Source organism: Bacteroides sp. (assembly GCF_030151085.1).
Taxonomy (GTDB): Bacteria; Bacteroidota; Bacteroidia; order Bacteroidales; family Bacteroidaceae; genus Bacteroides.
The window spans coordinates 18,292-40,273 of record NZ_JASLER010000092.1 but is presented as its reverse complement, the minus strand read 5'-3'; the positions used below and the strand labels follow the sequence as shown (position 1 = coordinate 40,273).

At 41.9% G+C, this 21,982-nt stretch carries 27 protein-coding genes; 5 read left to right on the top strand and 22 right to left on the bottom strand.

What is annotated here, in order from left to right; all coding sequences use genetic code 11:
• Positions 1–2 precede the first annotated feature (2 nt).
• Genes murB through Q1W14_RS19565 form a run of 3 tightly spaced genes read right to left on the bottom strand, consistent with a single transcriptional unit; the run spans position 3 to position 2,851 of the window.
• Positions 3–998: a UDP-N-acetylmuramate dehydrogenase gene (gene murB, locus Q1W14_RS19575; RefSeq protein ID WP_300704363.1), complete on the bottom strand. Its 996-nt coding sequence runs from the start codon at positions 996–998 to the stop codon at positions 3–5.
• A gap of 30 nt (positions 999–1,028) precedes the next feature.
• Entirely contained in the window at positions 1,029–1,877 is an 849-nt protein-coding gene (locus Q1W14_RS19570) for a DUF4348 domain-containing protein (protein WP_300704362.1), read from the bottom strand.
• Between the two features lie 17 nt (positions 1,878–1,894).
• On the bottom strand, positions 1,895–2,851 hold the full coding sequence (locus tag Q1W14_RS19565) for an NAD-dependent epimerase/dehydratase family protein (RefSeq protein WP_300704361.1): 957 nt from the start codon (positions 2,849–2,851) through the stop codon (positions 1,895–1,897).
• 154 nt (positions 2,852–3,005) lie between these two features.
• Between Q1W14_RS19565 and kbl the strand changes: the two genes are divergently transcribed.
• Positions 3,006–4,193, top strand: coding sequence for a glycine C-acetyltransferase (gene kbl, locus Q1W14_RS19560; RefSeq protein ID WP_300704360.1), 1,188 nt, complete (start codon positions 3,006–3,008; stop codon positions 4,191–4,193).
• Between the two features lie 86 nt (positions 4,194–4,279).
• Here the strand turns inward: kbl and Q1W14_RS19555 are convergent, their stop codons facing one another.
• A complete protein-coding gene (locus tag Q1W14_RS19555) occupies positions 4,280–4,762 on the bottom strand; it encodes a ferritin (protein ID WP_300704359.1) in 483 nt (160 codons plus the stop codon).
• Positions 4,763–4,850: 88 nt separating this feature from the next.
• Between Q1W14_RS19555 and Q1W14_RS19550 the strand changes: the two genes are divergently transcribed.
• A complete protein-coding gene (locus Q1W14_RS19550) occupies positions 4,851–5,279 on the top strand; it encodes a DUF2231 domain-containing protein (RefSeq protein ID WP_300704358.1) in 429 nt (142 codons plus the stop codon).
• A 5-nt stretch (positions 5,280–5,284) separates the two neighbouring features.
• Here the strand turns inward: Q1W14_RS19550 and Q1W14_RS19545 are convergent, their stop codons facing one another.
• The 5 genes from Q1W14_RS19545 to Q1W14_RS19525 all read right to left on the bottom strand — a co-directional run bounded on the left by Q1W14_RS19545 (position 5,285) and on the right by Q1W14_RS19525 (position 8,760).
• Positions 5,285–5,758: an N-acetylmuramoyl-L-alanine amidase gene (locus Q1W14_RS19545; RefSeq protein ID WP_300704357.1), complete on the bottom strand. Its 474-nt coding sequence runs from the start codon at positions 5,756–5,758 to the stop codon at positions 5,285–5,287.
• A 75-nt stretch (positions 5,759–5,833) separates the two neighbouring features.
• Positions 5,834–5,944 carry a smalltalk protein gene (locus tag Q1W14_RS19540; RefSeq protein ID WP_300704356.1) on the bottom strand — a complete coding sequence of 37 codons (111 nt, stop codon included), beginning with the start codon at positions 5,942–5,944 and terminating at the stop codon, positions 5,834–5,836.
• A gap of 110 nt (positions 5,945–6,054) precedes the next feature.
• Positions 6,055–6,546 (bottom strand): HU family DNA-binding protein, encoded by a 492-nt coding sequence (locus Q1W14_RS19535; protein ID WP_300704355.1) that lies wholly within the window; start codon positions 6,544–6,546, stop codon positions 6,055–6,057.
• A 177-nt stretch (positions 6,547–6,723) separates the two neighbouring features.
• Positions 6,724–8,100, bottom strand: coding sequence for a replicative DNA helicase (gene dnaB / locus Q1W14_RS19530; protein WP_300704354.1), 1,377 nt, complete (start codon positions 8,098–8,100; stop codon positions 6,724–6,726).
• Between the two features lie 27 nt (positions 8,101–8,127).
• Positions 8,128–8,760: a hypothetical protein gene (locus Q1W14_RS19525; protein ID WP_300704353.1), complete on the bottom strand. Its 633-nt coding sequence runs from the start codon at positions 8,758–8,760 to the stop codon at positions 8,128–8,130.
• Between the two features lie 543 nt (positions 8,761–9,303).
• Between Q1W14_RS19525 and Q1W14_RS19520 the strand changes: the two genes are divergently transcribed.
• The 3 genes from Q1W14_RS19520 to Q1W14_RS19510 are packed head-to-tail and all read left to right on the top strand — an operon-like array spanning position 9,304 to position 10,233.
• The gene (locus tag Q1W14_RS19520) at positions 9,304–9,615 is read left to right on the top strand and encodes a type II toxin-antitoxin system RelE/ParE family toxin (RefSeq protein WP_300704384.1); all 312 of its coding nucleotides are present in this window, start codon (positions 9,304–9,306) and stop codon (positions 9,613–9,615) included.
• Between the two features lie 7 nt (positions 9,616–9,622).
• Positions 9,623–9,931 (top strand): HigA family addiction module antitoxin, encoded by a 309-nt coding sequence (locus Q1W14_RS19515; RefSeq protein WP_300704352.1) that lies wholly within the window; start codon positions 9,623–9,625, stop codon positions 9,929–9,931.
• An 11-nt stretch (positions 9,932–9,942) separates the two neighbouring features.
• A complete protein-coding gene (locus Q1W14_RS19510; RefSeq protein WP_300704351.1) occupies positions 9,943–10,233 on the top strand; it encodes a hypothetical protein in 291 nt (96 codons plus the stop codon).
• Positions 10,234–10,288: 55 nt separating this feature from the next.
• Here the strand turns inward: Q1W14_RS19510 and Q1W14_RS19505 are convergent, their stop codons facing one another.
• The 13 genes from Q1W14_RS19505 to purU form a co-directional block, all read right to left on the bottom strand.
• Positions 10,289–10,585 carry a hypothetical protein gene (locus tag Q1W14_RS19505; RefSeq protein WP_300704350.1) on the bottom strand — a complete coding sequence of 99 codons (297 nt, stop codon included), beginning with the start codon at positions 10,583–10,585 and terminating at the stop codon, positions 10,289–10,291.
• 226 nt (positions 10,586–10,811) lie between these two features.
• Positions 10,812–12,281, bottom strand: a complete 1,470-nt coding sequence (locus tag Q1W14_RS19500; protein ID WP_300704349.1) for an Ig-like domain-containing protein — start codon at positions 12,279–12,281, stop codon at positions 10,812–10,814.
• A gap of 41 nt (positions 12,282–12,322) precedes the next feature.
• Positions 12,323–12,655: an Ig-like domain-containing protein gene (locus tag Q1W14_RS19495; protein WP_300704348.1), complete on the bottom strand. Its 333-nt coding sequence runs from the start codon at positions 12,653–12,655 to the stop codon at positions 12,323–12,325.
• Between the two features lie 30 nt (positions 12,656–12,685).
• Entirely contained in the window at positions 12,686–12,916 is a 231-nt protein-coding gene (locus Q1W14_RS19490) for a hypothetical protein (RefSeq protein ID WP_300704347.1), read from the bottom strand.
• A gap of 364 nt (positions 12,917–13,280) precedes the next feature.
• Complete coding sequence (locus Q1W14_RS19485) at positions 13,281–14,267, bottom strand: phage integrase SAM-like domain-containing protein (protein WP_300704346.1); 987 nt, start codon at positions 14,265–14,267, stop codon at positions 13,281–13,283.
• 224 nt (positions 14,268–14,491) lie between these two features.
• Entirely contained in the window at positions 14,492–15,652 is a 1,161-nt protein-coding gene (lysA, locus tag Q1W14_RS19480; protein WP_300704345.1) for a diaminopimelate decarboxylase, read from the bottom strand.
• A gap of 19 nt (positions 15,653–15,671) precedes the next feature.
• On the bottom strand, positions 15,672–16,991 hold the full coding sequence (locus tag Q1W14_RS19475; RefSeq protein WP_300704344.1) for an aspartate kinase: 1,320 nt from the start codon (positions 16,989–16,991) through the stop codon (positions 15,672–15,674).
• Between the two features lie 36 nt (positions 16,992–17,027).
• The gene (locus tag Q1W14_RS19470) at positions 17,028–17,738 is read right to left on the bottom strand and encodes an ATP-binding cassette domain-containing protein (protein ID WP_300704343.1); all 711 of its coding nucleotides are present in this window, start codon (positions 17,736–17,738) and stop codon (positions 17,028–17,030) included.
• 30 nt (positions 17,739–17,768) lie between these two features.
• A complete protein-coding gene (gene hisIE / locus Q1W14_RS19465) occupies positions 17,769–18,377 on the bottom strand; it encodes a bifunctional phosphoribosyl-AMP cyclohydrolase/phosphoribosyl-ATP diphosphatase HisIE (protein WP_300704342.1) in 609 nt (202 codons plus the stop codon).
• An 80-nt stretch (positions 18,378–18,457) separates the two neighbouring features.
• Entirely contained in the window at positions 18,458–19,213 is a 756-nt protein-coding gene (gene hisF / locus Q1W14_RS19460; RefSeq protein WP_300704341.1) for an imidazole glycerol phosphate synthase subunit HisF, read from the bottom strand.
• Positions 19,214–19,313: 100 nt separating this feature from the next.
• Positions 19,314–20,033 carry a 1-(5-phosphoribosyl)-5-[(5-phosphoribosylamino)methylideneamino]imidazole-4-carboxamide isomerase gene (hisA, locus tag Q1W14_RS19455; protein ID WP_300704340.1) on the bottom strand — a complete coding sequence of 240 codons (720 nt, stop codon included), beginning with the start codon at positions 20,031–20,033 and terminating at the stop codon, positions 19,314–19,316.
• Between the two features lie 40 nt (positions 20,034–20,073).
• The gene (hisH, locus tag Q1W14_RS19450) at positions 20,074–20,667 is read right to left on the bottom strand and encodes an imidazole glycerol phosphate synthase subunit HisH (protein WP_300704339.1); all 594 of its coding nucleotides are present in this window, start codon (positions 20,665–20,667) and stop codon (positions 20,074–20,076) included.
• A gap of 16 nt (positions 20,668–20,683) precedes the next feature.
• Positions 20,684–21,541, bottom strand: coding sequence for a formyltetrahydrofolate deformylase (gene purU / locus Q1W14_RS19445; RefSeq protein ID WP_300704338.1), 858 nt, complete (start codon positions 21,539–21,541; stop codon positions 20,684–20,686).
• Positions 21,542–21,982 lie beyond the last annotated feature (441 nt).

Below are 21,982 nucleotides of genomic sequence, written 5' to 3'. Positions count from 1 at the left end.
AACTAAATAAAGTTTACTTCCGGATGAATTTCTATTCCGAATTTCTCACGTACAGAGGCTCTGACAGCATCCGACAAAGCTATGACATCCTTACCGGCAGCACCGCCCAAATTGACCAACACTAACGCTTGCTTGTCGTGAACAGCAGCAGGTCCCAATGCCTTGCCCTTCCAGCCACACCGATCAATCATCCATCCGGCAGGTATTTTTACCCGATCCGCATCTACGTCGTAATAAGGCATAGAAGGATATTGCTGTTTCAATTCTTCAAATTGCACGCGTGGTACAATAGGATTCATAAAAAAACTTCCGGCATTACCCAAGACTTTCGGATCAGGTAATTTACTTTCACGGATATCAATAATTACCCGGCGCAGAGTTTTTAAATCAATAGCCGGAAACTTCATCAGTTCCTGGCGGATAGTACCATAATCCAGCGTATAATGTTCTTTTTTCGACAAGCAAAAATTTACATAGGTCACAAACACCGATTTCATTTCCGGTTGTTTGAACAGACTTTTCCGATAAGCATATTCGCATTCATCCACCTGATAAACACGCTTCTCGCCTTGAATGTTTATCGTTTCAACGGAAGAAACCAAATCCCTTACCTCTACACCGTAAGCACCGATATTCTGCACAGCACTTGCACCGACTTCACCCGGTATCAAGGATAGATTTTCGGCACCATACCAGTTATGATCCACACAGTAACCTACAAAATCATCCCACACCACTCCTGCACCAACACGTACAAATACTTTATCTTCATCTTCCGCAGTAATTGTCACATCATTAATGCACGAATGCAGCACCGTACCTTTATAGTCTTTGACAAACAGCAAATTACTGCCTGCACCAATATGCAGATAAGGAGAAGCAACGCACCCTTCGGCGATCCACCTCTCCAATTCTTCTACTGATTCATACTCCAGCCAAACATCTGCTTTGACATCAAACCCGAATGTATTGGGTATCTTCTTCCCTTCAAGCCTCACTGTATCAGCTCCTTTATTAATAATTAATTATCAAATACTTGTATCTTCATATTTGTACAACTCCCATTCCCCACCCCGCTTGCGGAAGTAGAAGATATTGGAGTAACCATTTCCGATACCGTTTACCTTCAATATTTTGGTGTTTGAATTATCCTCGTTCTGCTGCCCGTAGTTAATGTTCGAAAGTTTATCGGCAGGCAATACTGGACGGAAAGCATACCACTGGTTCACGTCCAATGTAGTTTCCAATATAGAAAAATCATCATCCGGATCTATGGTGATAAACTGCAACGGATCACTGAGATGGCGGCTTTGATATACACTATCGGTTGCAAACCGGGCATAGAAGCTGACAAAGTCTTCATTCTCCCCTTCTTCAATGTGACGCAATTTGATAGCTTCGAGCTTCCACATGCCCTTCCGGCGTTCAAAGTTATACTTCTTTACCATACGGGTTTTCAGATATATCCACTCTACCTGCACCGATTTCAAAGTAGTATCCCCTACCATGTCCATATCATCTTCATTGTCAAAAAGTAGGGTGTAGTAACTCTGATTAGTAAAAAGGTAGTCATGTTTCCAGAATTTTTCTTCTATTTTCGTCGGAGTCTCTCCGTTATAATAAGGCAATGGAAAGATTGTCCGCTGCTTTTGCAGGGCATCATCCGAAGCGTAATTGAAGATAAAATCATCAAACAGCTCATCAGCCTCTATAGGTTTCGGTTCTTCCTTTGCCTGCTGATGCAGTGAATCGGCTTTGCGATTGCTAGCCGAATCCACCATATCAGTAAGAGTAGCAAAGGGATCTATTTTCGTCTTTTTATTTCCGCATGAAATCAAAAAGGCTAGTAAGAAAAATCCCAGTAATAATTTTCTCATTTTTGTAGACCAAAAGGTCACTTATTTAATTTTGCTTTTAACTTTTCAAGCATGTCTACAGTCATGGATTCCAAGTTATATTGTGGTTTCCAATCCCATTCTTCACGAGCACAGGAGTCATCCAATGAATCAGGCCAACTGTCGGCAATAGCTTGTCTCAAGGGGTCAACCTGATATTCCATTTCGAAATCGGGTACAAACTTCTTGATTTCCTGATAAATCTCTTCCGGATCAAAGCTCATGGAAGCAATGTTAAACGCATTGCGATGTTTCAATCTGGCAGGAGCAGCCTCCATCAGAGTGATAGCCGCATTCAGTGCGTCTGGCATGTACATCATATCCATAAAAGTACCTGCTTTGACGGGGCATACAAACTTTTCACCTTTCACGGCAGCATAGTAGATGTCTACTGCATAGTCCGTAGTACCACCACCCGGAGGGGTTACATTAGAAATGATTCCCGGAAAACGTACCGCACGGGTATCAACTCCATATCTCGTATAATAATAATCACTTAACAATTCTGTGGTTACTTTTGTTACACCATACATGGTACGAGGACGCTGAATAGTATCTTGCGGAGTACCTACATGAGGTGTCGTTTCGCCGAACGAACCGATAGAACTCGGAGTAAATACAGCACAACCATATTCACGTGCAACCTCCAATATATTCCACAATCCATCTATACCAATTTTCCAAGCCATGGCGGGACGGCTTTCGGCAACTACTGACAACAATGCAGCCAGATTATAGATAGTATCAATCTTAAATTGACGTACTACTACTTCAATGGACTGGCGGTCGGTTACGTCTGCGATGGCCGAAGGACCTGATGCCTTCAATTCGCCTCTAGGCATAGCGCTCGGGATATATCCTGCTACAACATGGTCATCACCATAACGCTTACGCAACTCTAATGTGAGTTCCGAACCGATCTGCCCGGTAGCTCCAATTACCAAAATATTCTTCATACGATTTATTAATAAGGTGTTTGTTAATTACGAGGCGCAAATATACGTACTTTTTTTTCATTTTTCTATCATTTTGCTTTGTTTATTCGAAGAAAAATAGTGTCCTTTGTATGCTCATGTTTATGTGAGATAATCACCTTTAAAAAAAATTTCTATGTACGGTAAAATGCAAGAACACCTCAGCAACACACTTGCTGAAATTAAGGAGGCCGGACTCTACAAAGTAGAGCGCCTGATTGAAAGTGCACAACAAGCTGCTATCACTGTAAAAGGTAAAGAAGTACTGAACTTCTGTGCCAACAACTACTTGGGATTATCCAATCATCCCCGCTTGATAGCCGCCTCACAAAAGATGATGGACCGTCGCGGTTACGGTATGTCGTCCGTTCGTTTTATCTGTGGAACTCAAGACATCCACAAAGAACTTGAAGCCGCTATCTCCGATTACTTCAAAACAGAAGACACTATCCTATATGCAGCTTGCTTCGATGCAAACGGCGGTGTATTCGAACCTCTCTTTACTGAAGAAGATGCGATCATCTCCGATTCATTGAACCATGCTTCCATCATCGACGGCGTACGTCTGTGTAAAGCCAAACGTTATCGCTATGCTAATGCCGACATGGCCGAACTGGAAAAATGCCTGCAAGAAGCTCAAGCACAACGCTTCCGTATCGTTGTAACAGATGGCGTTTTCTCTATGGACGGCAACGTAGCTCCTATGGATAAGATCTGTGATCTTGCCGAGAAGTATGATGCCTTGGTAATGGTAGACGAATCTCACTCTGCCGGAGTGGTAGGCCCTACTGGTCACGGAGTAAGCGACCAATACAACACTTACGGTCGTGTAGACATCTATACCGGTACTTTAGGAAAAGCTTTCGGCGGTGCTTTAGGCGGATTTACTACTGGACGCAAAGAGATTATTGACCTATTGCGTCAACGCAGTCGTCCGTACTTATTCTCCAACTCTCTGGCTCCGGGCATCATTGGTGCCAGCCTCGAAGTATTCAAGATGTTGAAAGAGAGCAATGCTCTGCACGATAAATTGGTAGAAAACGTAAACTATTTCCGTGACAAGATGACTGCTGCCGGTTTCGACATCAAGCCGACTCAAAGCGCTATCTGTGCAGTAATGTTATATGACGCTAAATTGTCTCAGATTTATGCAGCCCGTATGCAGGAAGAAGGCATCTACGTAACCGGATTCTACTACCCAGTTGTTCCGAAAGACCAGGCACGTATCCGCGTACAGATTTCTGCCGGACACGAGAAAGAGCATCTGGATAAGTGTATTGCCGCATTTATTAAGGTAGGAAAAGAACTGGAAGTACTTAAATAATACTCAAGTCATACAGTAAACAAAGAAAGGGTGCTTACATTTTTTTATGTAAGCACCCTTTTCTTAATATATTATATTATCTAAGTTTAGCTACGTTTACCCAGTTTAGAGTCAATATAGAAGATTCCCGTAGGACTAGCTTTCTTAATCATATCCACAATAGTCATTGCCGAAGATTCTTCCTCAACTTGCTCGCGAACAAATCCCCACAAGAAATCCTGAGTAGCATTATCTTTTTCAGCAGCAGCTATATCCACCAACATATCAATCATTTTAGATACGCGACGTTCATGCTCGTACACTTGTTCAAATACTTCTAACGGAGTACCGAAGTCATTAGGAACTACATCAATCTTGTCCAACTTGGCTTTTCCACCACGTTTAATAATATAGGAAGCCATTGAACAAGCGTGTTCATTTTCTTCCGAAGATTGTTTTTTCAGCCATGCTGCCATTCCACAGAAACCTTCTTTCTCCATATAAAAGGACATCGCTAAATAAAGGTTCGATGACCACATCTCAGCCGTAATCTGCTCATTAATTGCATTTTGTAATTTTTCTGTTATCATAATCGTATTTTGAGTTAATGAAACCATATCTAATTAAACAAAAACACAAAGCAAGTTGTTCATTTAATCAGATTAAATTTGAAAGGTTATGTTCAACGTCGATCACATTCATCCTATGTTGGTTCACTTCCCAATAGCACTGACATTATTAGGAGTGCTATTCGCAGCCTTCAGGCTCTTCAAGCCCAACAAATTTGCCTATCCATGCGGCGAGTATATTTTATATTTTGCCACAGTATCAGCTATTATTGCAGCAATGGTAGGGGGAGCTTTTACGCCTAACTTCACCAATCCTGTTTTAGCACAGGCAAAAGACATCCATAGCACTTTTGCAGGAATTACAATTACTTTTCTGTGCATTGCTTCTGCCTTCTATCTTGCCCAACATTTTATTAAAAAATATGCCGATAAATTACATAAGGCAGGATTTGCCTTTTATGTATTAGCAGCTCTCGCTGTATCGGCAACCGGATTTTTAGGAGGAGTCATAGTATATAATGACTTGCTAAAGATGTAAGAAGACTACAGGTAGGCAGGATTAACAGGTGGAGGTTCTTGAAGAAGGTCTGCTGCATCAAAGCAGGGACATTGCTTCACCCATTCTTCCGGCTCTATTTCGCCATTGTGATTCAGATCGGGGCTAAGGTCACGATGACCGCAAAGGCGGGAACCGGGATAATCTCTTAATAGCAACATAACCAGTACACGTAGAGAGTGTTTCTGAAAAGGAGTCCGTGTATCAGCAGGATGTCCGTGTTCATCAAGACCACCTTCATAGCAAATCCCGATTGAGTTTGCATTGTAACCTTTGGCATGTGCACCTAGTTTTTCCACAGGTCGCAAGGATTTGATATCTCCATTCTTCCTTATATAGTAATGATAGCCTGCACCGGAGAATCCCCGGCGCAGGTGGTCTGTTGTCAAATCATACTCCGTATAGCAACGGTCACAGCGGGTTGCGGAGCAGTGGACAACGATAAGATTGATTGATCTCATAATGATAGAAAACAAGCAGCCTCACCCCCTGCCCCTCTCCGAAAGAGAGGGGAGACAGAGAGGTGGGGTTAGGTTTTAAATTGGGTTATAGGGACAGGCATGAGCACCAAGGGCGCCAAGTAGTGCCGAGGCAAGTGCGATGATTACTTTCAATACATAATCCCAGGTAGATGATTTCTTATTCATAAAAGTTACAATTTAGGTTTTAAAAAAAACATTATTAATCCAGCGTTCCGGATTTCGGTACTATCCCTATCCCCCTCTCTTTCGGAGAGGGGTTAGGGGTGAGGCTGTTTTTATCCCAGCGGATTATCATTCTCGTCCCCCGCTCCTCCACCGGTACTGCCGCCCGACGAGCTGCCATCAGTAGGTTTATCGAGCACGAAATCGACGTTGGCGGAGCTTCGCGTAGTGGCATTGCTGCCATTTACAAGCCGGAGTTCTTTATCGGGAACAAAGCGGATATTGACACGGCTGATGTTACGAACCGTACATTTATCCGAAGTTTCTACACCGGGACAACGGAAAGTCATGTGAAACGTGCCGAATTCGTTCAGCTTTACCTTGTCACCATTGGAAAGATTAGCCTGTATCTCTTCCACCAGAGCCACAATGACATGCTTCACGTCACCTTTTGTCATGGCACAGTTCTTCTGAATACTGGCAGCAAGTGTATCTACATCCACCGTACCACAAGTTTTGGGTTTCTGACGAAGATAAAACAACATGGGAGATTTAGCGTCACTCACAATTTTTCTGCGCTGAAAGCGTTCTACAAGTACATCCATAATCTTTAAAAAGTTAAGGTTTAAGTTAAGAAAAATGATTTAATAGGAAAAGTGGGAAAGAGGAGGGATAAAGGCGCCTTAATCAATGATTATTCCTTTTCTTAAGCACATTACAAAGATACAAAATCAGAGAGGAAAAGTCAAGTATTCCGTTGTTTTTTTTCAAATAAAAAGCAACTATTTCGCATTCTTCATCATCCACTCCAACGGAGGAACATGATCTACTATCTTCGTCAGACTGGCGTTGTGGTGAAAGTACACATCACCCGTCTGACCATTGCGGTGCTTGGCCACAATTACCATTCCCAAACCTTCGGAAGGGAATTTGCTTTTACGCTCTGTGGGCAGATCGTAGAGAGCCGGACGGTAGAGCAACAGTACGAGATCGGCATCCTGCTCGATAGCTCCACTTTCGCGCAAGTCGCTCAATGCCGGGCGATGGTCGCCACGCACTTCACAATCGCGGTTGAGCTGACACAGGAGGATGACCGGGATGTCCAGTTCCTTAGCCAGCATCTTGGCTTTGCGGCTGGCTTCGGCCACTTCTTGTTCACGGTTCCGATTTTTCTGGTCGGACTTCATCTCGCAAAGTTGCAGATAATCCACAATAATCCCATCGCAGTGTCCCTTGCTCTTTTGCAAGAGGGCGGACGAGCGGATGTGATCCATATTCATCTTAGGATTATCGTCTACATAAATAGGCAGATTGGAGAGCTGGCGGGCAGCATCGAGCGCCTGTCGTTGTTCGTCGTCACTGAGTTGTCCGGTGCGCAGGCGGGTGGCGCTAAGGTCATCAGCATGCGAGCAGAGCCAACGGTCGCCCAGGCGTTCGCCTTGCATTTCGAGGCTGTACACCACCATCTGCTTTCCGGCGCATCCTGCTGCCAACGCCAAGTGCAGTGCAAAGGCAGTTTTACCTACCGAGGGACGGGCGGCAATAATTATCAGATCTCCCGATTGCCAGCCGGCGGTGAGTTTATCCAGTTCGGTCAAGCCGGTGGGGATACCCGTGATACCGTTGCAGTTATCAGCTATACGTGCATCCATCTGCTTCAAAGTGGCAAGCATCAGTTGGTCCATATTGCGCAGATAATTATCGAAGACACATTCACCTTCCAAATGATCCACCAATGCATGCAGTTTCATCATTACGTCGTCCAGATCCTCCGACTCATCAGCAGCCTGAGTAAGCAGAACTTGCAGACCATGTATCATTTCGCGACGTATGTACATATCTCGCAGAATAAGGGCATGTTCTTCCAAGTGAGCCGACGAAACGACGCTGGAACTAAGTTGGAGGAGCCGGATAGGCCCTCCAACAAATTCTAATTTTCCACGCGAGGCAAGTTCATTTTTTACGGTGATGGGGTCTATCGCTTTGCCCTCATGATGCATGGCCAGCAAAGCCGAATATATTTCACAGTGCTTGTCGTCGTAGAACATTTCGGGACGAAGTTTGTCACCAATAAGCACCATTGCGGTTCTCTCTATCAGGCAAGCACCCAAGATAACAGATTCAAGGCTGTCATCATGGGGATTTAGGATTTCGGACATAGGGATTGAATGTTTAATGATTAATGTTTAATTAAGAACGTCATTTTCAAAAGTTCTGTATTCCAAATACTTGGCGGCTTGAAAGCAGAAATTAGTGTTGGGCAGGCCGTAATAATAATCTTCGATACCGTCCAGGGCATGCTGGCGATCGACCGTAGAAAGGTGCTTCCACAGGCTGCGCAAGCGCCCTTTGCTCTCGGCAGGCAAATGGGTTACTTGGCTGTAGCGGTCGATGAATTGTAGCAAACTGTCTTCAAGCGGGTTTACACTAGGTTTGAGAATTGGCTTCTTCACCAAATCCTGCCCTGCCGCTTTGCCTGTCCAGGCATCATAATGAGGAACACGAATATGACTGGGACATTCGTCGGACACCATTTCGATTACTCCTTTCGTAACACATCGTTTGATAAAGTTGCGCACATGCCCACGCTTCCAGCCCAATATATCCGCCCAACCCACAAAGGAGATTACTGACTCACCACGGGCGCACTTTAGCGGAATGCCATTATACCAAGCTATGTTTTCTTTATAATTCACATGAATCAATATCCGCAAAAAGGCTTCATCGTCAGTTTTAGCCGCACCTCTTTTCTCACAAATTTCCATCAGCAATGCCCTCGAAACCATGACATAGCCTTTGTGCAATAATTGTTCTTCCATTAGTTGTAAATGTTTTCGGTTTATAATCGGTTGTTTTCGTCGTGACGCGCTCATGACACCCAATGTGGCAGAGTCGCATCTGTTTATCAATAACTTACGTTCGTCACGCGATATTCCTCGTGACATCGATATGACACAACATAATTAATAAAGATAAGATATACTATCGTATATCTAGGGCGGACTGCCTAAACCGATGATGTGTTTATGTATAAGACATGATGCATCGGAGGCAAACATATCATCTATTTGCCTCATACTGATAATGTATATTTTTTCTTTCATTGCTACATATTGAATGTTTGGATATTTATCTAAATAGTCCATGCATACTAATTCTTCTCTCACTGTACAGTGATGCAAATATAAGAGTAGCAGACTAAAGATAAAAAGTAAATAATTACGTTATCACTCGCGTAAACTTCTAGGAGTAAAATAGTTGTAATTATTTCGATGTAAGGAGATATAGCAAGAAAACATTCACTATTTCAGTGAATATTTACCAAAAAACTTCTATCTTTGCATAAACAAGCATACATACCAATGATTATTGAATATGACAAAGACTATCTTCGTGAACTTTACAATGATGGCAAGTGCAAAAGTAAAAAATATCGTTTTGAAACTTCTGTGATAAAAAAGTATCAAAAGCGTATAGATACTTTAATGGGTGCCACTAGAATTGAAGATTTATTTATCTTCAATTCATTGAATTTTGAATCATTAAGCGGCAAAGATTGTTTTTCTATTCGAATAGATTATCATTACCGTTTAGAATTTAAAATAAAGATTGAAGGAAGCGAACCGATCATAACAGTTTGTACTATATTAAATATAACAAACCATTATCAATAAAGTGTTTATGAAAACAATAGATAGATTACCCACACATCCAGGTGATGTTTTAAAAGAAGAATTAGAGTGCAGGAAAATTTCCCAAAAGAAATTTTCTCAAGTATTAGGAGTGTCATACACTATGCTTAACGAAATACTTAACGGCAAACGCCCCGTAACAAGTGATTTTGCTCTTATGATAGAGGCTGCTTTAAACATCAATGCAGAATTGCTTATCAATATGCAGACTCGTTACAACCTGGCTGTTTCCCGTAAAGAAAATGCGCTCGCAAATAAATTATATGAAATACGCAAGTTATGCGCTTCCTTATTATAATATAAGCAAGTGTGTCATCACAATACGACAGCTTCCTTTACTCTAAATATTTAAGTCAGATTAAAAATTGTCATACTCGTTCGGCTGGATTTGTAATCCAGCCGAACGGAGAGAAATATGATGCAAGTATCAAAGTATATAGAGATACGCTTGCAACGATGGCGTATGCTGAAGAAAAAGGAATAACTACAAGAATGGCAGAAGGTATAAAAAAGGACGGGAAGAAGTGCAAAAACTATAGTTTCCCATTCTGCTCTTTCAAGCAAAAACAGATTCTGATTATCGTTATATTCCTATTGTAAAAACAATTAAGAATATAACGATAACTTTTTTCTAATAAAACGACAATAAAATCAATCAAGGCAACTTGCTTTTGTGTACGTACAGCAAATCTTCGATTAATACATTGAATTCTTTATCGCTGATGCAGCCCTCGTGAAAGTAGAAATGATAGGTAAGCAGATGCCGCACTTGCTTGATGCAGCACTCGGAGGTGTGCCCTTTCCACTCACCCACCCCATGGTCGAGCGCCAGACGAATCACAGCAACATAAGTAGCAATAAGACTACGGACATCATCGCCGGGATGGACGGATATCTTTTCGTCGGGCAGGATGATGGTAGCTTCGGGATGAAAGGAACGGATGACACGCAAGGCGTCGGTCCAGCGGTTGCCGGGAGCTACTACATCGTGGATGGTCTTTTTTTTGATGCTGTTTGGACATCGGTCGTCTTTTGAGCAACAGTTTTCTTTCTTGTCATAATTTTCTTTTTAATGGTTTTAGTATTCATAAAAAGAAGGATGCAATTATAGGGTATATAATGTGCATCCTTCGTCTATTCTTATTTGTATATAGGCATTGCCTTACCTGAACGGTCTATCATTCAGAAATATGTACCAAAGCTCTAATTGTATCTGCCGGCATTCTTATCGGATCAACGGAGTTTTTCCATACATAGATTTCATCTTGCTTTGTCGTAGCATTTTCACAACCACCATACACATAAGTGTCATTACCTTCTCCTATTGCCATAATACCATAAGGACTCAATGTTAGACCTGAAGGTATTGCTAAACTTGGTAAAGCTTTACTCCAATCAGTCTTGTAGACATTTATAGTCTTGTCCGTTGCAGTTAATATAGCAAACAAGCCACCTTTTGCACCAATATAATGAACAGTGTTTGCTTCTACAGAAGCATCTTCGACCATTGTAGTGCCATTATAGACGTATCGACGACACATTTTATCACTGCTTGTATACACAACCAAATAAACCTTACCGTCATAAACCATCAAATCATTGACAGTAATACTACCAGTATAAGGTAATTCGAACATCTCCAAATCACGGCCTTTAGCGACAACTAAAGTCTTGGCATTCCTATTATTTAGTGCAACAAACGCATCCTCACCCAAAACGCAGGCTCCTTCAATACCCATACCTCCGCCGGCTGTGAATACTCTATTTCCGTCTTTCCAATAAGCACCTTCTCCCTTTATATTCGTACCAACTATATAAAGAGAATTTCCAGCTGCAAACATTTTACTGGGTCTTGATATATCTGTCGGTATCTTATCGGCATCAGTACAAATCACGCCATTTTTATAAGCATTCCCACTAAAATCCATTGCATAGAAATCTTTATTTAGCAATGCTGAAACCGCAATAGAATAAGCGGAAGCACCTTCTACAGGCTTCAAACTCTGTCCATCATAGTAAACCAATTTTTTATTTTTAACTCCATAAAACAAGAAGTTAGCTCTATCTGCTACTGTCACAATACAAGTAGCGGTTTTGCCGCCATCTTCGGTGGTAGCGGTGATGGTGGCAACGCCTACGCCTACAGCAGTCACTTCACCGGTAGGGCTTACAGTTGCTATGCCGGCATCGCTTGTGGTCCACGTCACATTGGTGTTTGTGGCATCTTCGGGAGCAATGGTGGCGGTGAGTTGTGCTTTCTCGTCAGCACTGAGCGAAAACTGGGCATTATCGAGGGTGATGCCTGTCACTGCTATAGGAGCAGGAGTCACCTTCACTACACAAGAGGCTGATTTGCCACCACTGCGTGTAACTACAGTTATTGTGGCTTCGCCTACCTTCAGAGCTGTCACCACACCACTACCGTCTACAGTAGCCACTGTTTCGTCGCAACTCATCCAAGTGAGGTCTTTGGTTTCTACATTATCGGGGGTAATAGTAGCGGTAAGCGTACCGGTAGTGCCTTCGACAAGCGACAACACTTCTTTATCGAGACTCACAGTAGTAGCTATAATCGGGTCGTCATCATCTTTACAAGAGGTCAGAAGAACAGTTGCACATAGCAACATTAAAGAGAAAATCTTTTTCATACGTTTTAACTTAATATTAATTTGTAAATAAACAGATGGAGTTACTCAGCCGTAACAGTAACAGTACATGAAGCGATTTTACCTTCATTGGCAGTGATAGCCGAAATGACTGCCTTGCCTGCCGAGACTCCTGTCACTACACCTTTGCTATCTACGGTAGCAATGGACTTATCACAACTAATCCAACTTACTTCCATAATCGAGGCATTCTCGGGAGCTATGGTAGCGGATAGAGTAGCAGTTTGTCCCACGGCAAGGGATAGGGTAGTCTTATCAAGACTTATGCCCGTCACAAGTGTCGGATCGTCATCGTTTGAGCACGATGTGAAAAGAATTGTTGCACATAGCAACATCAAAGAAAAAAACTTTTTCATCTTGTAATAATTAAATTGTTAGTAAATAAGTTATTGGTTAGTATTAAATCCTTTTATTTGCTCCATCGCAACACATTCATATTTTACATCACCGCTATCAAGATAATGTACCGCTACATAAGTATTGACTTTCATTATAGACGATAAAGAATTGACTCTCAGCACTTCGGCTGGTCGCAAGCGTAAAGGATTACCTAAAACATCTTTTTCTTCTACCCAAATATGGTCCCCTTTCTTAAGTTCTATATTTATACAATCCATAAAACAGGTCTTTTGTTTGTGCAATTACTTACCAAGTAACGGCTAACTACTATCAATGCAGCATAGAAAAGCGTTTCAAAAACTGTGTTAGTAGGAAGGAAAAAGGATTTATTATTACGATAAAGACTATAAGAAGGCATTCTGCTTTTCAAGTATGAAAGCAGAAGATATATTTCATGTACGTATACGGATGGAAATATGGAATAATATGTATGTTTGTCTGAATTACGGTGTGTCTACACCCTGAATCACTAGATATATTTAAAGATTAATTGTGTTTCATTTGCGTTTTTCTAAAAAATACAGCATATTTGCAAAACAAACAGCCGTTACTTGGTAAGTAATTTATCGCCAATATCGTGCTTTACAATATGTTATTTATCGTCTCATCCTTCCATTTACATTTTCTAACAGAAGAAATCAGTTTACGATTTGCTTCATCCACCATTGCATTTTCAAAAGGTTTGAGATAGGTTTCTGTGACATGTAGCGAAGAGTGCCCCAGTGCCTGGCTGACAATGCCGGGAGTCGTGCCAAGATGAAAGGCCAAAGTAGCCCAGGTGTGCCGGGCGGTGTACGAACTTACGTTTACACCGGGCAGTAATTTACACATCAGTCGCTTCAAAGATTTATTAAAGCAACAGAGGGCATCCAGATAGTCCTTATACTGATTCCAGCTCCCTTTAAGACTGGAGTCGAGGATCGGAAACAGGTAAACGGAATCCGTCCTTCTGTCTCTGAACTCTTTGATTAGAGGAAGGGCTTCTTTGGGAATACATACCGTCATCTGCTTGCCGGTCTTGTGGCGGCGGTACACGATTCTATTCCCCTGTACATCCTTTTTGCGGAGATGTGCCAGGTCAATAAACGGCATCCCGCGAAACAGGAACATTAACAAGAAATAGGCAAGGACGCTTTTCTGTTCATCGGGCAGCCCGTCAATGTCGGTATGCATCAGTTTCGACATATCCTCATTAGTCAATGAACGCTTGGTGCACGAAACAACTTTGGTTGTTACTCCGTCGAATAGCTTGGGATTATGACCGAGGGTTCCCGGTATCATCCAGCGGTTATAAACTGCCCGCAAGGTATGCAGGTACGTAGACACGGTGTTCAGGCTCTTTTCATGCAGGATCATCCAATTCTCATATTCCTTTAAACACCCGGAAGTGAACACCTCCTGCATAGGCATGTCTCTCCCTTCAGAAAAGGCCACAAAGGAATGCAATGTACTCGTATAGATATGTACAGCCGGATACTTCTGCTCCTGCCGCAAGGTTGCGATAACCTCAGCCATGTAGGAAGACAAGGCTGACATATCTACTACATTCTCTACTTCATCAGTTCTCATAACTTTCTTCGTATTTAAGTTTCACATTAGTAATGTGCCGTGACATAACAGGCACAAATGCTACAAAGTTCATGAATAGAAAATAACAATCATTACATTCAACTAGGAAGAGGAAAAAAGTAGAACTGTATAATGGTTTATAAAAGATGTAAGAGTAATAAAAAAACAGAAGCAGAACATAACAATATGCTCTGCTTCTGTTTTATAAGTAGATGTATCTTCTGTTACAACAGTTCCTCCGAAGCATACCCTAACGGTAGCTCACGGCAGTTGTATCTTGACGCCATAATCTCACCGTATGCACCGGCAGAACGAAGGGCGATAAGATCACCACGCTTCACACCGTTCAAATCTACTGCCTTGCCGAATACATCGGAAGATTCGCAGATAGGACCTACTACATCGTAAGTTTGAATCGGAGCATCCGAAGTGATATTTTCAATCTTATGATAAGCCTGATAGAGTGCCGGACGTATCAGATCCGTCATACCGGCATCGAGAATAGCGAATTGCTTATTCGCACCTTTCTTGACGTACAGCACCTTTGATATGAGCGAACCACACTGTCCTACAATCGAACGCCCCAATTCGAAGTGCAACGTCTGATAAGGACGCAACTTCAAATGCTCGTCATACACCCGGAAATACTCTTTGAAATCGGGAATAGCCTGACGGTTAGGATGATTATAATCAATTCCCAATCCTCCACCAACATTGATATGTTCTACCAGAATACGACGAGCTTCCAGTCTGTCTTGCAATTCGTTTACCCGATTACATAACGCCGTGAAGTCACCCATATCCAGTATCTGAGAACCGATGTGGAAATGCAGACCGACAAACTTCACATTCTTCATTTCCTGTGCCACATCGATCACTTCTTCCATATCCCGCATGCTGATACCAAACTTATTCTCAGCAAGTCCCGTTGTTATATTGGCATGCGTATGGGCACCTACATTAGGATTGATACGAAATACCACATTGGCAACCTTGCCTTGTGCACCAGCCAGCTCGTTAATCACCTGAAGTTCGGGAATAGACTCTACGTTGAAACAGAAAATGTCGCATTCCAGTCCGAGCTCAATCTCCCAATCAGCCTTGCCTACTCCGGCAAATACTATCTTGTGAGCAGGAATCTTAGCTTTGATAGCGGCACGTATTTCACCCCCGCTCACACAGTCGGCTCCCAATCCGCTTTCACTGATTATCTTAAGAACTTTCGGATTAACATTCGCCTTCATGGCATAATGCACGTCGAAACGTTCGTATTTGGCAACTTCACTCTTAATGCAAGCCAAAGTATCACGCAACACCTTTGTATCATAATAATAGAAAGGTGTACGCAGTTCACGAAATTTATCTATAGGAAATATTCCTTTCATATATCAAATCACTGCTCGTTTATTCTGCATTGAACAGTGCATCACTGAGCGACTGTAAAGCAGCTTTCTTATCACTCTCGCGGATAAGGAAAGAAATGTTATAGTTACTACCGCCAAATGAAATCATACGAACCGGAATATTACGCATAGCATCCAATGCTTTTGCCTCGAAACCTACGTTCTCCCATTCCAAGTCGCCTACCACGCAGATAATACACATATCTTTGTCTACTGTTACCGTACCATATTTCTTGAGGTCATCCAAAATCTCATTCAGATGCTTCAGGTTATCAATGGATACAGATACACCTACCTCGGATGTACAAATCATGTCGATAGATGTCTGATAGCTTTCGAAGATTTCGAATACCTTGCGCAAGAAACCATGAGCAAGCAACATACGGCTGGATTTAATCTTAATAGCCGTGATATTATCTTTAGCAGCTACTGCCTTGATTTTATCTTTCTCAGTATCGTTAGAAATCAACGTACCCGGAGCTGTAGGTTCCATCGTATTGAGCAGACGAACAGGTATATTAGCATACTTAGCCGGCTGAATACAAGTAGGATGCAGAATCTTAGCACCGAAGTAAGCCAACTCGGCAGCTTCCTCGAAGTGCAACTGGCGTACAGGAGCTGTCTTATCTACAATGCGCGGGTCGTTATTGTGCATGCCGTCGATATCTGTCCAAATCTGTATTTCAGCAGCGTTGATAGCCGCACCAATCAATGAAGCAGTATAGTCGCTACCACCACGTTGCAGGTTATCGATCTCACCATAAGCATTACGGCAGATGTAACCCTGAGTAATATAGATTTCAGCATCAGGATGCAATTCCAACTGAACCTGTAGTTTCTCCTTAATATAAATAGGATCGGGCTCAGCGTTCTTGTCTGTACGCATGTATTCTAAAGATGGAAGAAGAACTGACTTCACACCGCATTCCTGCAAATAGTAATTCATCATGGCAGTAGAAATCAACTCGCCCTGAGCCAATACCACTTTCTCTTCGAACAGTGTGAAGAGGTCTTTGGTATAAGAACGGATATAGTCAAAATGAGATTTGATGAGTTCCAGACCTTTCTGTTTATACTCCGGTGTAGCAAAAAGCTCAGCAATATGCTGGCGATATTTTGCTTCCAGCTTATTGATAATCTCGTTGGCACCCTCCGGATTCTTCTTGTACAGATAGTCCGAAATTTCCACCAATGTGTTTGTGGTACCCGACATGGCTGAGAGAACCACAATCTTACGTTCACCATCGGTAATCAATTTGGCTACTTCTTTTATTCTTTGTGCTGAACCTACTGAAGTACCTCCAAACTTTAAAACTTTCATTTTCGTTCCTGTATTAAAATTGTTATATAATTTTGTTTATTTCTCTATAGCTGATGCAATGGCAGCATATTCTGGTGTAACATCCGTCATCAAGTGGTCGGCAAAACGATATACTTTCCCCGGAAACTCACGAAGCAACTGCAAGTTGTGCGTGGTCATGATAACAAGCGAACCTGCTTCGCTAATATCATGCAAAAGTCCGGCAATAGCACGTCCTGTTTCAACATCCAGATTACCTGTCGGTTCATCGGCAAGAATAATCTCCGGAGAGTTGAGTACGGCACGGGCAATCACGATTCGCTGTTGTTCACCACCCGAAAGTTCGTTGGGTAGTTTATAGCCCTTGTTACTCATACCCACCAAATTCAAGACTTCATCAATACGGTCTTTAATCTCTCCCTTGTTTTTCCAGCCGGTGGCCCGAAGAACAAATTCAAGATTATCATGCACAGTACGGTCAGTAAGCAACTGGAAGTCCTGGAAGATAATTCCCAACTTACGGCGTAACTGGGGAATATACTTACGCTTGATATGAAGCATATCATAACCCAACACTTCCGCCTCTCCTGATGCAACATCCAATTCGCCATAGAAGGTCTTCAGCAGGCTGGTCTTACCGGAACCTACTTTACCAACCAGATACACGAACTCTCCTTTGTGAAGTTCCAAGTTCACATCATTCAGTACGCATAACTCCTGTTGGTGTATTTCTACGTCTTTATATCGTATCAGCGCTCCTTCGCCCATCTCCGTCTTTTAATTATTATTTTTTAATTATTAGTGCTTCTTCCAAGATGCACTATGACGTACTATCAATTCCTGTGCCAAATCTTCAATGCGATAGCCTTTGGAAGTCAGCAACACAATCAGATGGTACAACAAATCGGAACCTTCGTAAAGCAAACGGTCATTTGTACCGTTGGTAGCTTCAATCACAGTCTCAACCGCTTCTTCACCTACTTTTTGTGCTATTTTGTTTATCCCGGACTGGAACAGGCTCGTTGTATAGGAACCTTCGGGCATTTCGGCATAACGTTTATCAATAAAGTCCTGAAGTTCTTTCAAGAACATAACAGGTTCTTCATTTTTTTCGCCCCAGCAAGTATCTGTACCTGTATGACATACAGGACCAACGGGATGCACTTGGATCAATAAAGTATCTTGATCGCAGTCTTCTTTCATGGAAACTACATTCAAGAAGTTGCCACTCTCCTCACCTTTAGTCCAAAGACGATTCTTTGTACGGCTAAAGAATGTTACTTTTCCGGTTTCTACTGTCTTGTCGTATGCTTCTTTGTTCATGAAGCCCAACATCAGTACTTTAGCAGTATTTGCATCCTGTATAATCGCCGGAACAAGTCCGTTCATCTTATCAAAGTCCAACATCTTTTTATTTACGATTTAGCTATTTACGATTTATGATTCATATTACTATTTTAATGACTGGAGATTTCGTAAATTCTCCTTTATCTTCTCATCGCGATTCCTTGGCCACAAAGATACGATTTTAAATCGGGAATTTTAATTTCTCCGAAGTGAAAAACACTGGCTGCCAAGGCGGCATCTGCTTTCCCTTGAAGAAAAACATCGCGAAAATGTTCTTTATTACCAGCTCCACCCGATGCAATTACCGGAATGGAAAGGGTGTCTGCCATTTTGGAAAGGGCTTCGTTTGCATATCCTGTCTTAACACCATCATGATTCATACTAGTGAAAAGAATTTCTCCGGCGCCACGTTCCTGAGCTTCTTTAGTCCAGGAAAACAGTTCTTTTTCTGTTTCCACACGACCACCGTTCAAGTAACACCACCATCCTTTTTCGGTCTGTTTGGCATCTACGGCGAGCACACACACTTGCGAACCAAAGTTTTTAGCTATCTCATCAATCAATTCGGGACGACGAATAGCAGAAGAGTTGATGGAAATCTTATCAGCTCCCGCACTTAATAGCCGGTCTACATCACTCAATTCATGAATGCCTCCACCCACTGTAAAAGGAATGCTGATATTAGCAGCAATACGTTTCACCAGTTCAGTAAACGTCTTCCGTTCCTCAAAACTGGCGGTTATGTCCAAGAACACGAGTTCGTCAGCCCCTTGCTCACTATAAGCACGAGCCAACTCAACCGGATCACCTGCCTGACGCAGATTCACAAAATTGGTACCTTTCACCGTCTGCCCGTCTTTTATATCAAGACAAGGAATAATTCTTTTCGCTAACACAATTATAATTAGTTATAAGTGATTAGTGATTTGCTTATTACTCTTCTATGCTCTGATCAGCTCTTTTGCAAACAAATCACTAATCACTAATCGTTAAACACTATAAAAAGTTTTCCAGTTCTTTCAAAGTTATACGGCCTTCGTATAATGCTTTGCCGAAGATTACAGCAGGTACGCCGGCATCTTCAAGCTCATAGATATCTTCGGCACAACTTACACCTCCACTAGCTATCAGATAAAGATCGGGATGGCGTTCCAACATCTCTTTATATAAAGCTGTAGAAGGTCCTTGTAACATACCGTCACAACTAATATCCGTACAGATAACCTTACGGATACCTTTTTCTACATAATCCTTAAGGAAAGGGAACAGCTCACATACACTCTCATCCTTCCAGCCATTGACCGCAATCTTATAATCTTTTACATCAGCACCAAGAATGATTTTCTCTGAACCGTAAGTCTGAAGCCAATGACAAAATAAATCTGGATCTTTCACGGCAATACTACCACCGGTCACCATCTGTGCACCGCTTTCAAAAGCGATCTTCAAGTCTTCATCACTCTTTACTCCACCACCAAAATCAACAATCAACGAAGTTTGTGAAGTAATCTGTTCCAGCGTACGGTAGTTTACTACATGATGAGATGCCGCACCGTCAAGGTCTACCACATGCAGACGACAAATACCATGTGCTTCCAGTTCTTTGGCCACCTCTACAGGACTCTCATTATATACCTTCTTGCTATCATAATCTCCTTGGGAAAGGCGTACGCACTTTCCGTCGATAATGTCAATAGCAGGGATCAGTTCTATCATTTTATTTACGATTTACGATGTACAATGTACGATTGGAAAATCATTTCAAATCTAAGAAATTACGAAGAATACGCTCTCCTACTCCTCCACTCTTTTCCGGATGGAACTGGGTGGCGTAATAGTTATCTTTATGTAAAGCAGCACTAAACGGAAGGATATAATCTGTTACAGCCGCCGTACAGTCGTTCAACGGTACATAGTAGCTATGTACAAAATAAACAAACTCTTCTTTCGTAAACCCTTTAAACAATTCACTATTCGTCTGCACAATCGTATTCCAACCCATGTGAGGCACTTTATCTTCATGCTTCTCAGAGACAAACCGCTTCACTTCCGCATCAAAGATGCCAAGGCAGTCAGCATCTCCTTCTTCAGAATGACGACACATCAACTGCATGCCCAAACAAATACCCAGCACCGGCTGGCGTAGTTCCTTTATCAGCTTGTCCATGCCACCGGCACGCAGAAAGTTCATAGTGGTCTCCGCCTCACCCACTCCGGGAAAGATAACTTTATCGGCAGCACGCAACACGGCTTGATCTGCCGTAATCACCGCCTCCACGCCCAAGCGCTTCAACGCATAATCTACCGAACAAATATTGCCTGCATTATATTTGATGATTGCAACCTTCATAAGCAATTCGTTTGCATTAACTAAATATCACTGTTTTATTCTTATACGCCAGTACCTTCCGTTCAATATGTTTCTGAACGGCACGGGAAAGGACAATCTTCTCCAAATCCTTACCTTTATTAACCAGATCACTCACCGTGTCTTTATGGGTAATACGTACCACATCTTGCTCAATAATAGGACCGGCATCCAGTTCAGTAGTTACATAATGACTGGTAGCTCCAATAATCTTCACACCACGTTCAAATGCCGCATGGTAAGGTTTTGCCCCCACAAATGCAGGAAGGAACGAGTGATGAATATTGATAATCCGGTTAGGATAAGCATTAATCATTTGTTCTGAAATGACTTGCATATAGCGAGCCAGGACTATAAAGGTTATCTGGTGTTTTGCCAGCAGTTCCATTTCTTTTTGTTCTTGTTCTTCTTTTGTCTCTTTTGTAATAGGAAACAGATAGAAAGGGATACCGAAACGTTCTGCTACATGTTGCATATCGGGATGATTACTTATAATCAAAGGTATTTCCACATTCCACTCACCCGCCGTATATCGTGCCAACAAGTCGAACAGACAATGTGACATCTTCGACACAAAGATAGCCATACGTGGTTTAGTATCCGAGAAGTAAAGACGAAAACTCATTTCATACTTCTGTGCATACAAAGTTGCAAAATAATCCTCTATTTTCTCTTGGGGTATCAGGAAATCTTTCAATTCCCACTCAATACGCATGAAAAAGATATCCTCCACATGGTCTACATATTGATCCAAATAGATAATATTACCTTTATTCACCGTTATAAAGTCTGTCACTTCAGCTAAGATACCCGGTTTGTCAGGGCAGTGAAGTAACAGTTTGGCTGTTTTCATCATCCTTGAAATCTCTTTTTATTATATTCAAATTACAACATTCTTGTTTTGAGTTCGCAAAAATAACGATTTATTGCAAAATAACGAAGTTTTCGAGCAAGAAGTTTAAAAGAAGCCTCAAATTGTTTCGTTTTCTTCAAATAAGAATTAGAAAGAATCCCTATTCTTGAAACTCTATACACATACCCTATAACTATCTTCTTTGCTTCTCCTTCGCTTCAGCTCTGCCTATAGATGCTTATAAGTGGAGCTGAAGCGAAGGAGAAGCGGAGAAAGTATATTAGGAAAGAAACCCGAAAGTCATGCGACTTTCAAACCAAAAGTAACTACAAGGCATGCGCCTATTTCTAAACAGTTGTTAATTGTCAATATTCTGTTTTTTTACAACATCCTCAATATGAGATAATAAAATCAAATCGCAAATAAACGTTCAAAAAATAATTC

What these genes read in the sequence shown, in the direction of transcription:
- Q1W14_RS19550 (WP_300704358.1), top strand. Translation starts at nt 4,851, where the DNA reads ATGTTCAACGTCGATCACATTCATCCTATGTTGGTTCACTTCCCAATA.
- Q1W14_RS19495 (WP_300704348.1), bottom strand. Translation starts at nt 12,655, where the DNA reads ATGAAAAAGTTTTTTTCTTTGATGTTGCTATGTGCAACAATTCTTTTC.
- hisA (WP_300704340.1), bottom strand. Translation starts at nt 20,033, where the DNA reads ATGATAGAACTGATCCCTGCTATTGACATTATCGACGGAAAGTGCGTA.
- Q1W14_RS19470 (WP_300704343.1), bottom strand. Translation starts at nt 17,738, where the DNA reads ATGGGCGAAGGAGCGCTGATACGATATAAAGACGTAGAAATACACCAA.
- lysA (WP_300704345.1), bottom strand. Translation starts at nt 15,652, where the DNA reads ATGAAAGGAATATTTCCTATAGATAAATTTCGTGAACTGCGTACACCT.
- Q1W14_RS19485 (WP_300704346.1), bottom strand. Translation starts at nt 14,267, where the DNA reads ATGAGAACTGATGAAGTAGAGAATGTAGTAGATATGTCAGCCTTGTCT.
- hisIE (WP_300704342.1), bottom strand. Translation starts at nt 18,377, where the DNA reads ATGTTGGACTTTGATAAGATGAACGGACTTGTTCCGGCGATTATACAG.
- Q1W14_RS19555 (WP_300704359.1), bottom strand. Translation starts at nt 4,762, where the DNA reads ATGATAACAGAAAAATTACAAAATGCAATTAATGAGCAGATTACGGCT.
- Q1W14_RS19515 (WP_300704352.1), top strand. Translation starts at nt 9,623, where the DNA reads ATGAAAACAATAGATAGATTACCCACACATCCAGGTGATGTTTTAAAA.
- dnaB (WP_300704354.1), bottom strand. Translation starts at nt 8,100, where the DNA reads ATGTCCGAAATCCTAAATCCCCATGATGACAGCCTTGAATCTGTTATC.
- Q1W14_RS19525 (WP_300704353.1), bottom strand. Translation starts at nt 8,760, where the DNA reads ATGGAAGAACAATTATTGCACAAAGGCTATGTCATGGTTTCGAGGGCA.
- Q1W14_RS19545 (WP_300704357.1), bottom strand. Translation starts at nt 5,758, where the DNA reads ATGAGATCAATCAATCTTATCGTTGTCCACTGCTCCGCAACCCGCTGT.
- Q1W14_RS19570 (WP_300704362.1), bottom strand. Translation starts at nt 1,877, where the DNA reads ATGAGAAAATTATTACTGGGATTTTTCTTACTAGCCTTTTTGATTTCA.
- Q1W14_RS19540 (WP_300704356.1), bottom strand. Translation starts at nt 5,944, where the DNA reads ATGAATAAGAAATCATCTACCTGGGATTATGTATTGAAAGTAATCATC.
- hisH (WP_300704339.1), bottom strand. Translation starts at nt 20,667, where the DNA reads ATGAAGGTTGCAATCATCAAATATAATGCAGGCAATATTTGTTCGGTA.
- Q1W14_RS19490 (WP_300704347.1), bottom strand. Translation starts at nt 12,916, where the DNA reads ATGGATTGTATAAATATAGAACTTAAGAAAGGGGACCATATTTGGGTA.
- Q1W14_RS19535 (WP_300704355.1), bottom strand. Translation starts at nt 6,546, where the DNA reads ATGGATGTACTTGTAGAACGCTTTCAGCGCAGAAAAATTGTGAGTGAC.
- kbl (WP_300704360.1), top strand. Translation starts at nt 3,006, where the DNA reads ATGTACGGTAAAATGCAAGAACACCTCAGCAACACACTTGCTGAAATT.
- Q1W14_RS19500 (WP_300704349.1), bottom strand. Translation starts at nt 12,281, where the DNA reads ATGAAAAAGATTTTCTCTTTAATGTTGCTATGTGCAACTGTTCTTCTG.
- purU (WP_300704338.1), bottom strand. Translation starts at nt 21,541, where the DNA reads ATGATGAAAACAGCCAAACTGTTACTTCACTGCCCTGACAAACCGGGT.
- Q1W14_RS19565 (WP_300704361.1), bottom strand. Translation starts at nt 2,851, where the DNA reads ATGAAGAATATTTTGGTAATTGGAGCTACCGGGCAGATCGGTTCGGAA.
- Q1W14_RS19520 (WP_300704384.1), top strand. Translation starts at nt 9,304, where the DNA reads ATGATTATTGAATATGACAAAGACTATCTTCGTGAACTTTACAATGAT.
- Q1W14_RS19475 (WP_300704344.1), bottom strand. Translation starts at nt 16,991, where the DNA reads ATGAAAGTTTTAAAGTTTGGAGGTACTTCAGTAGGTTCAGCACAAAGA.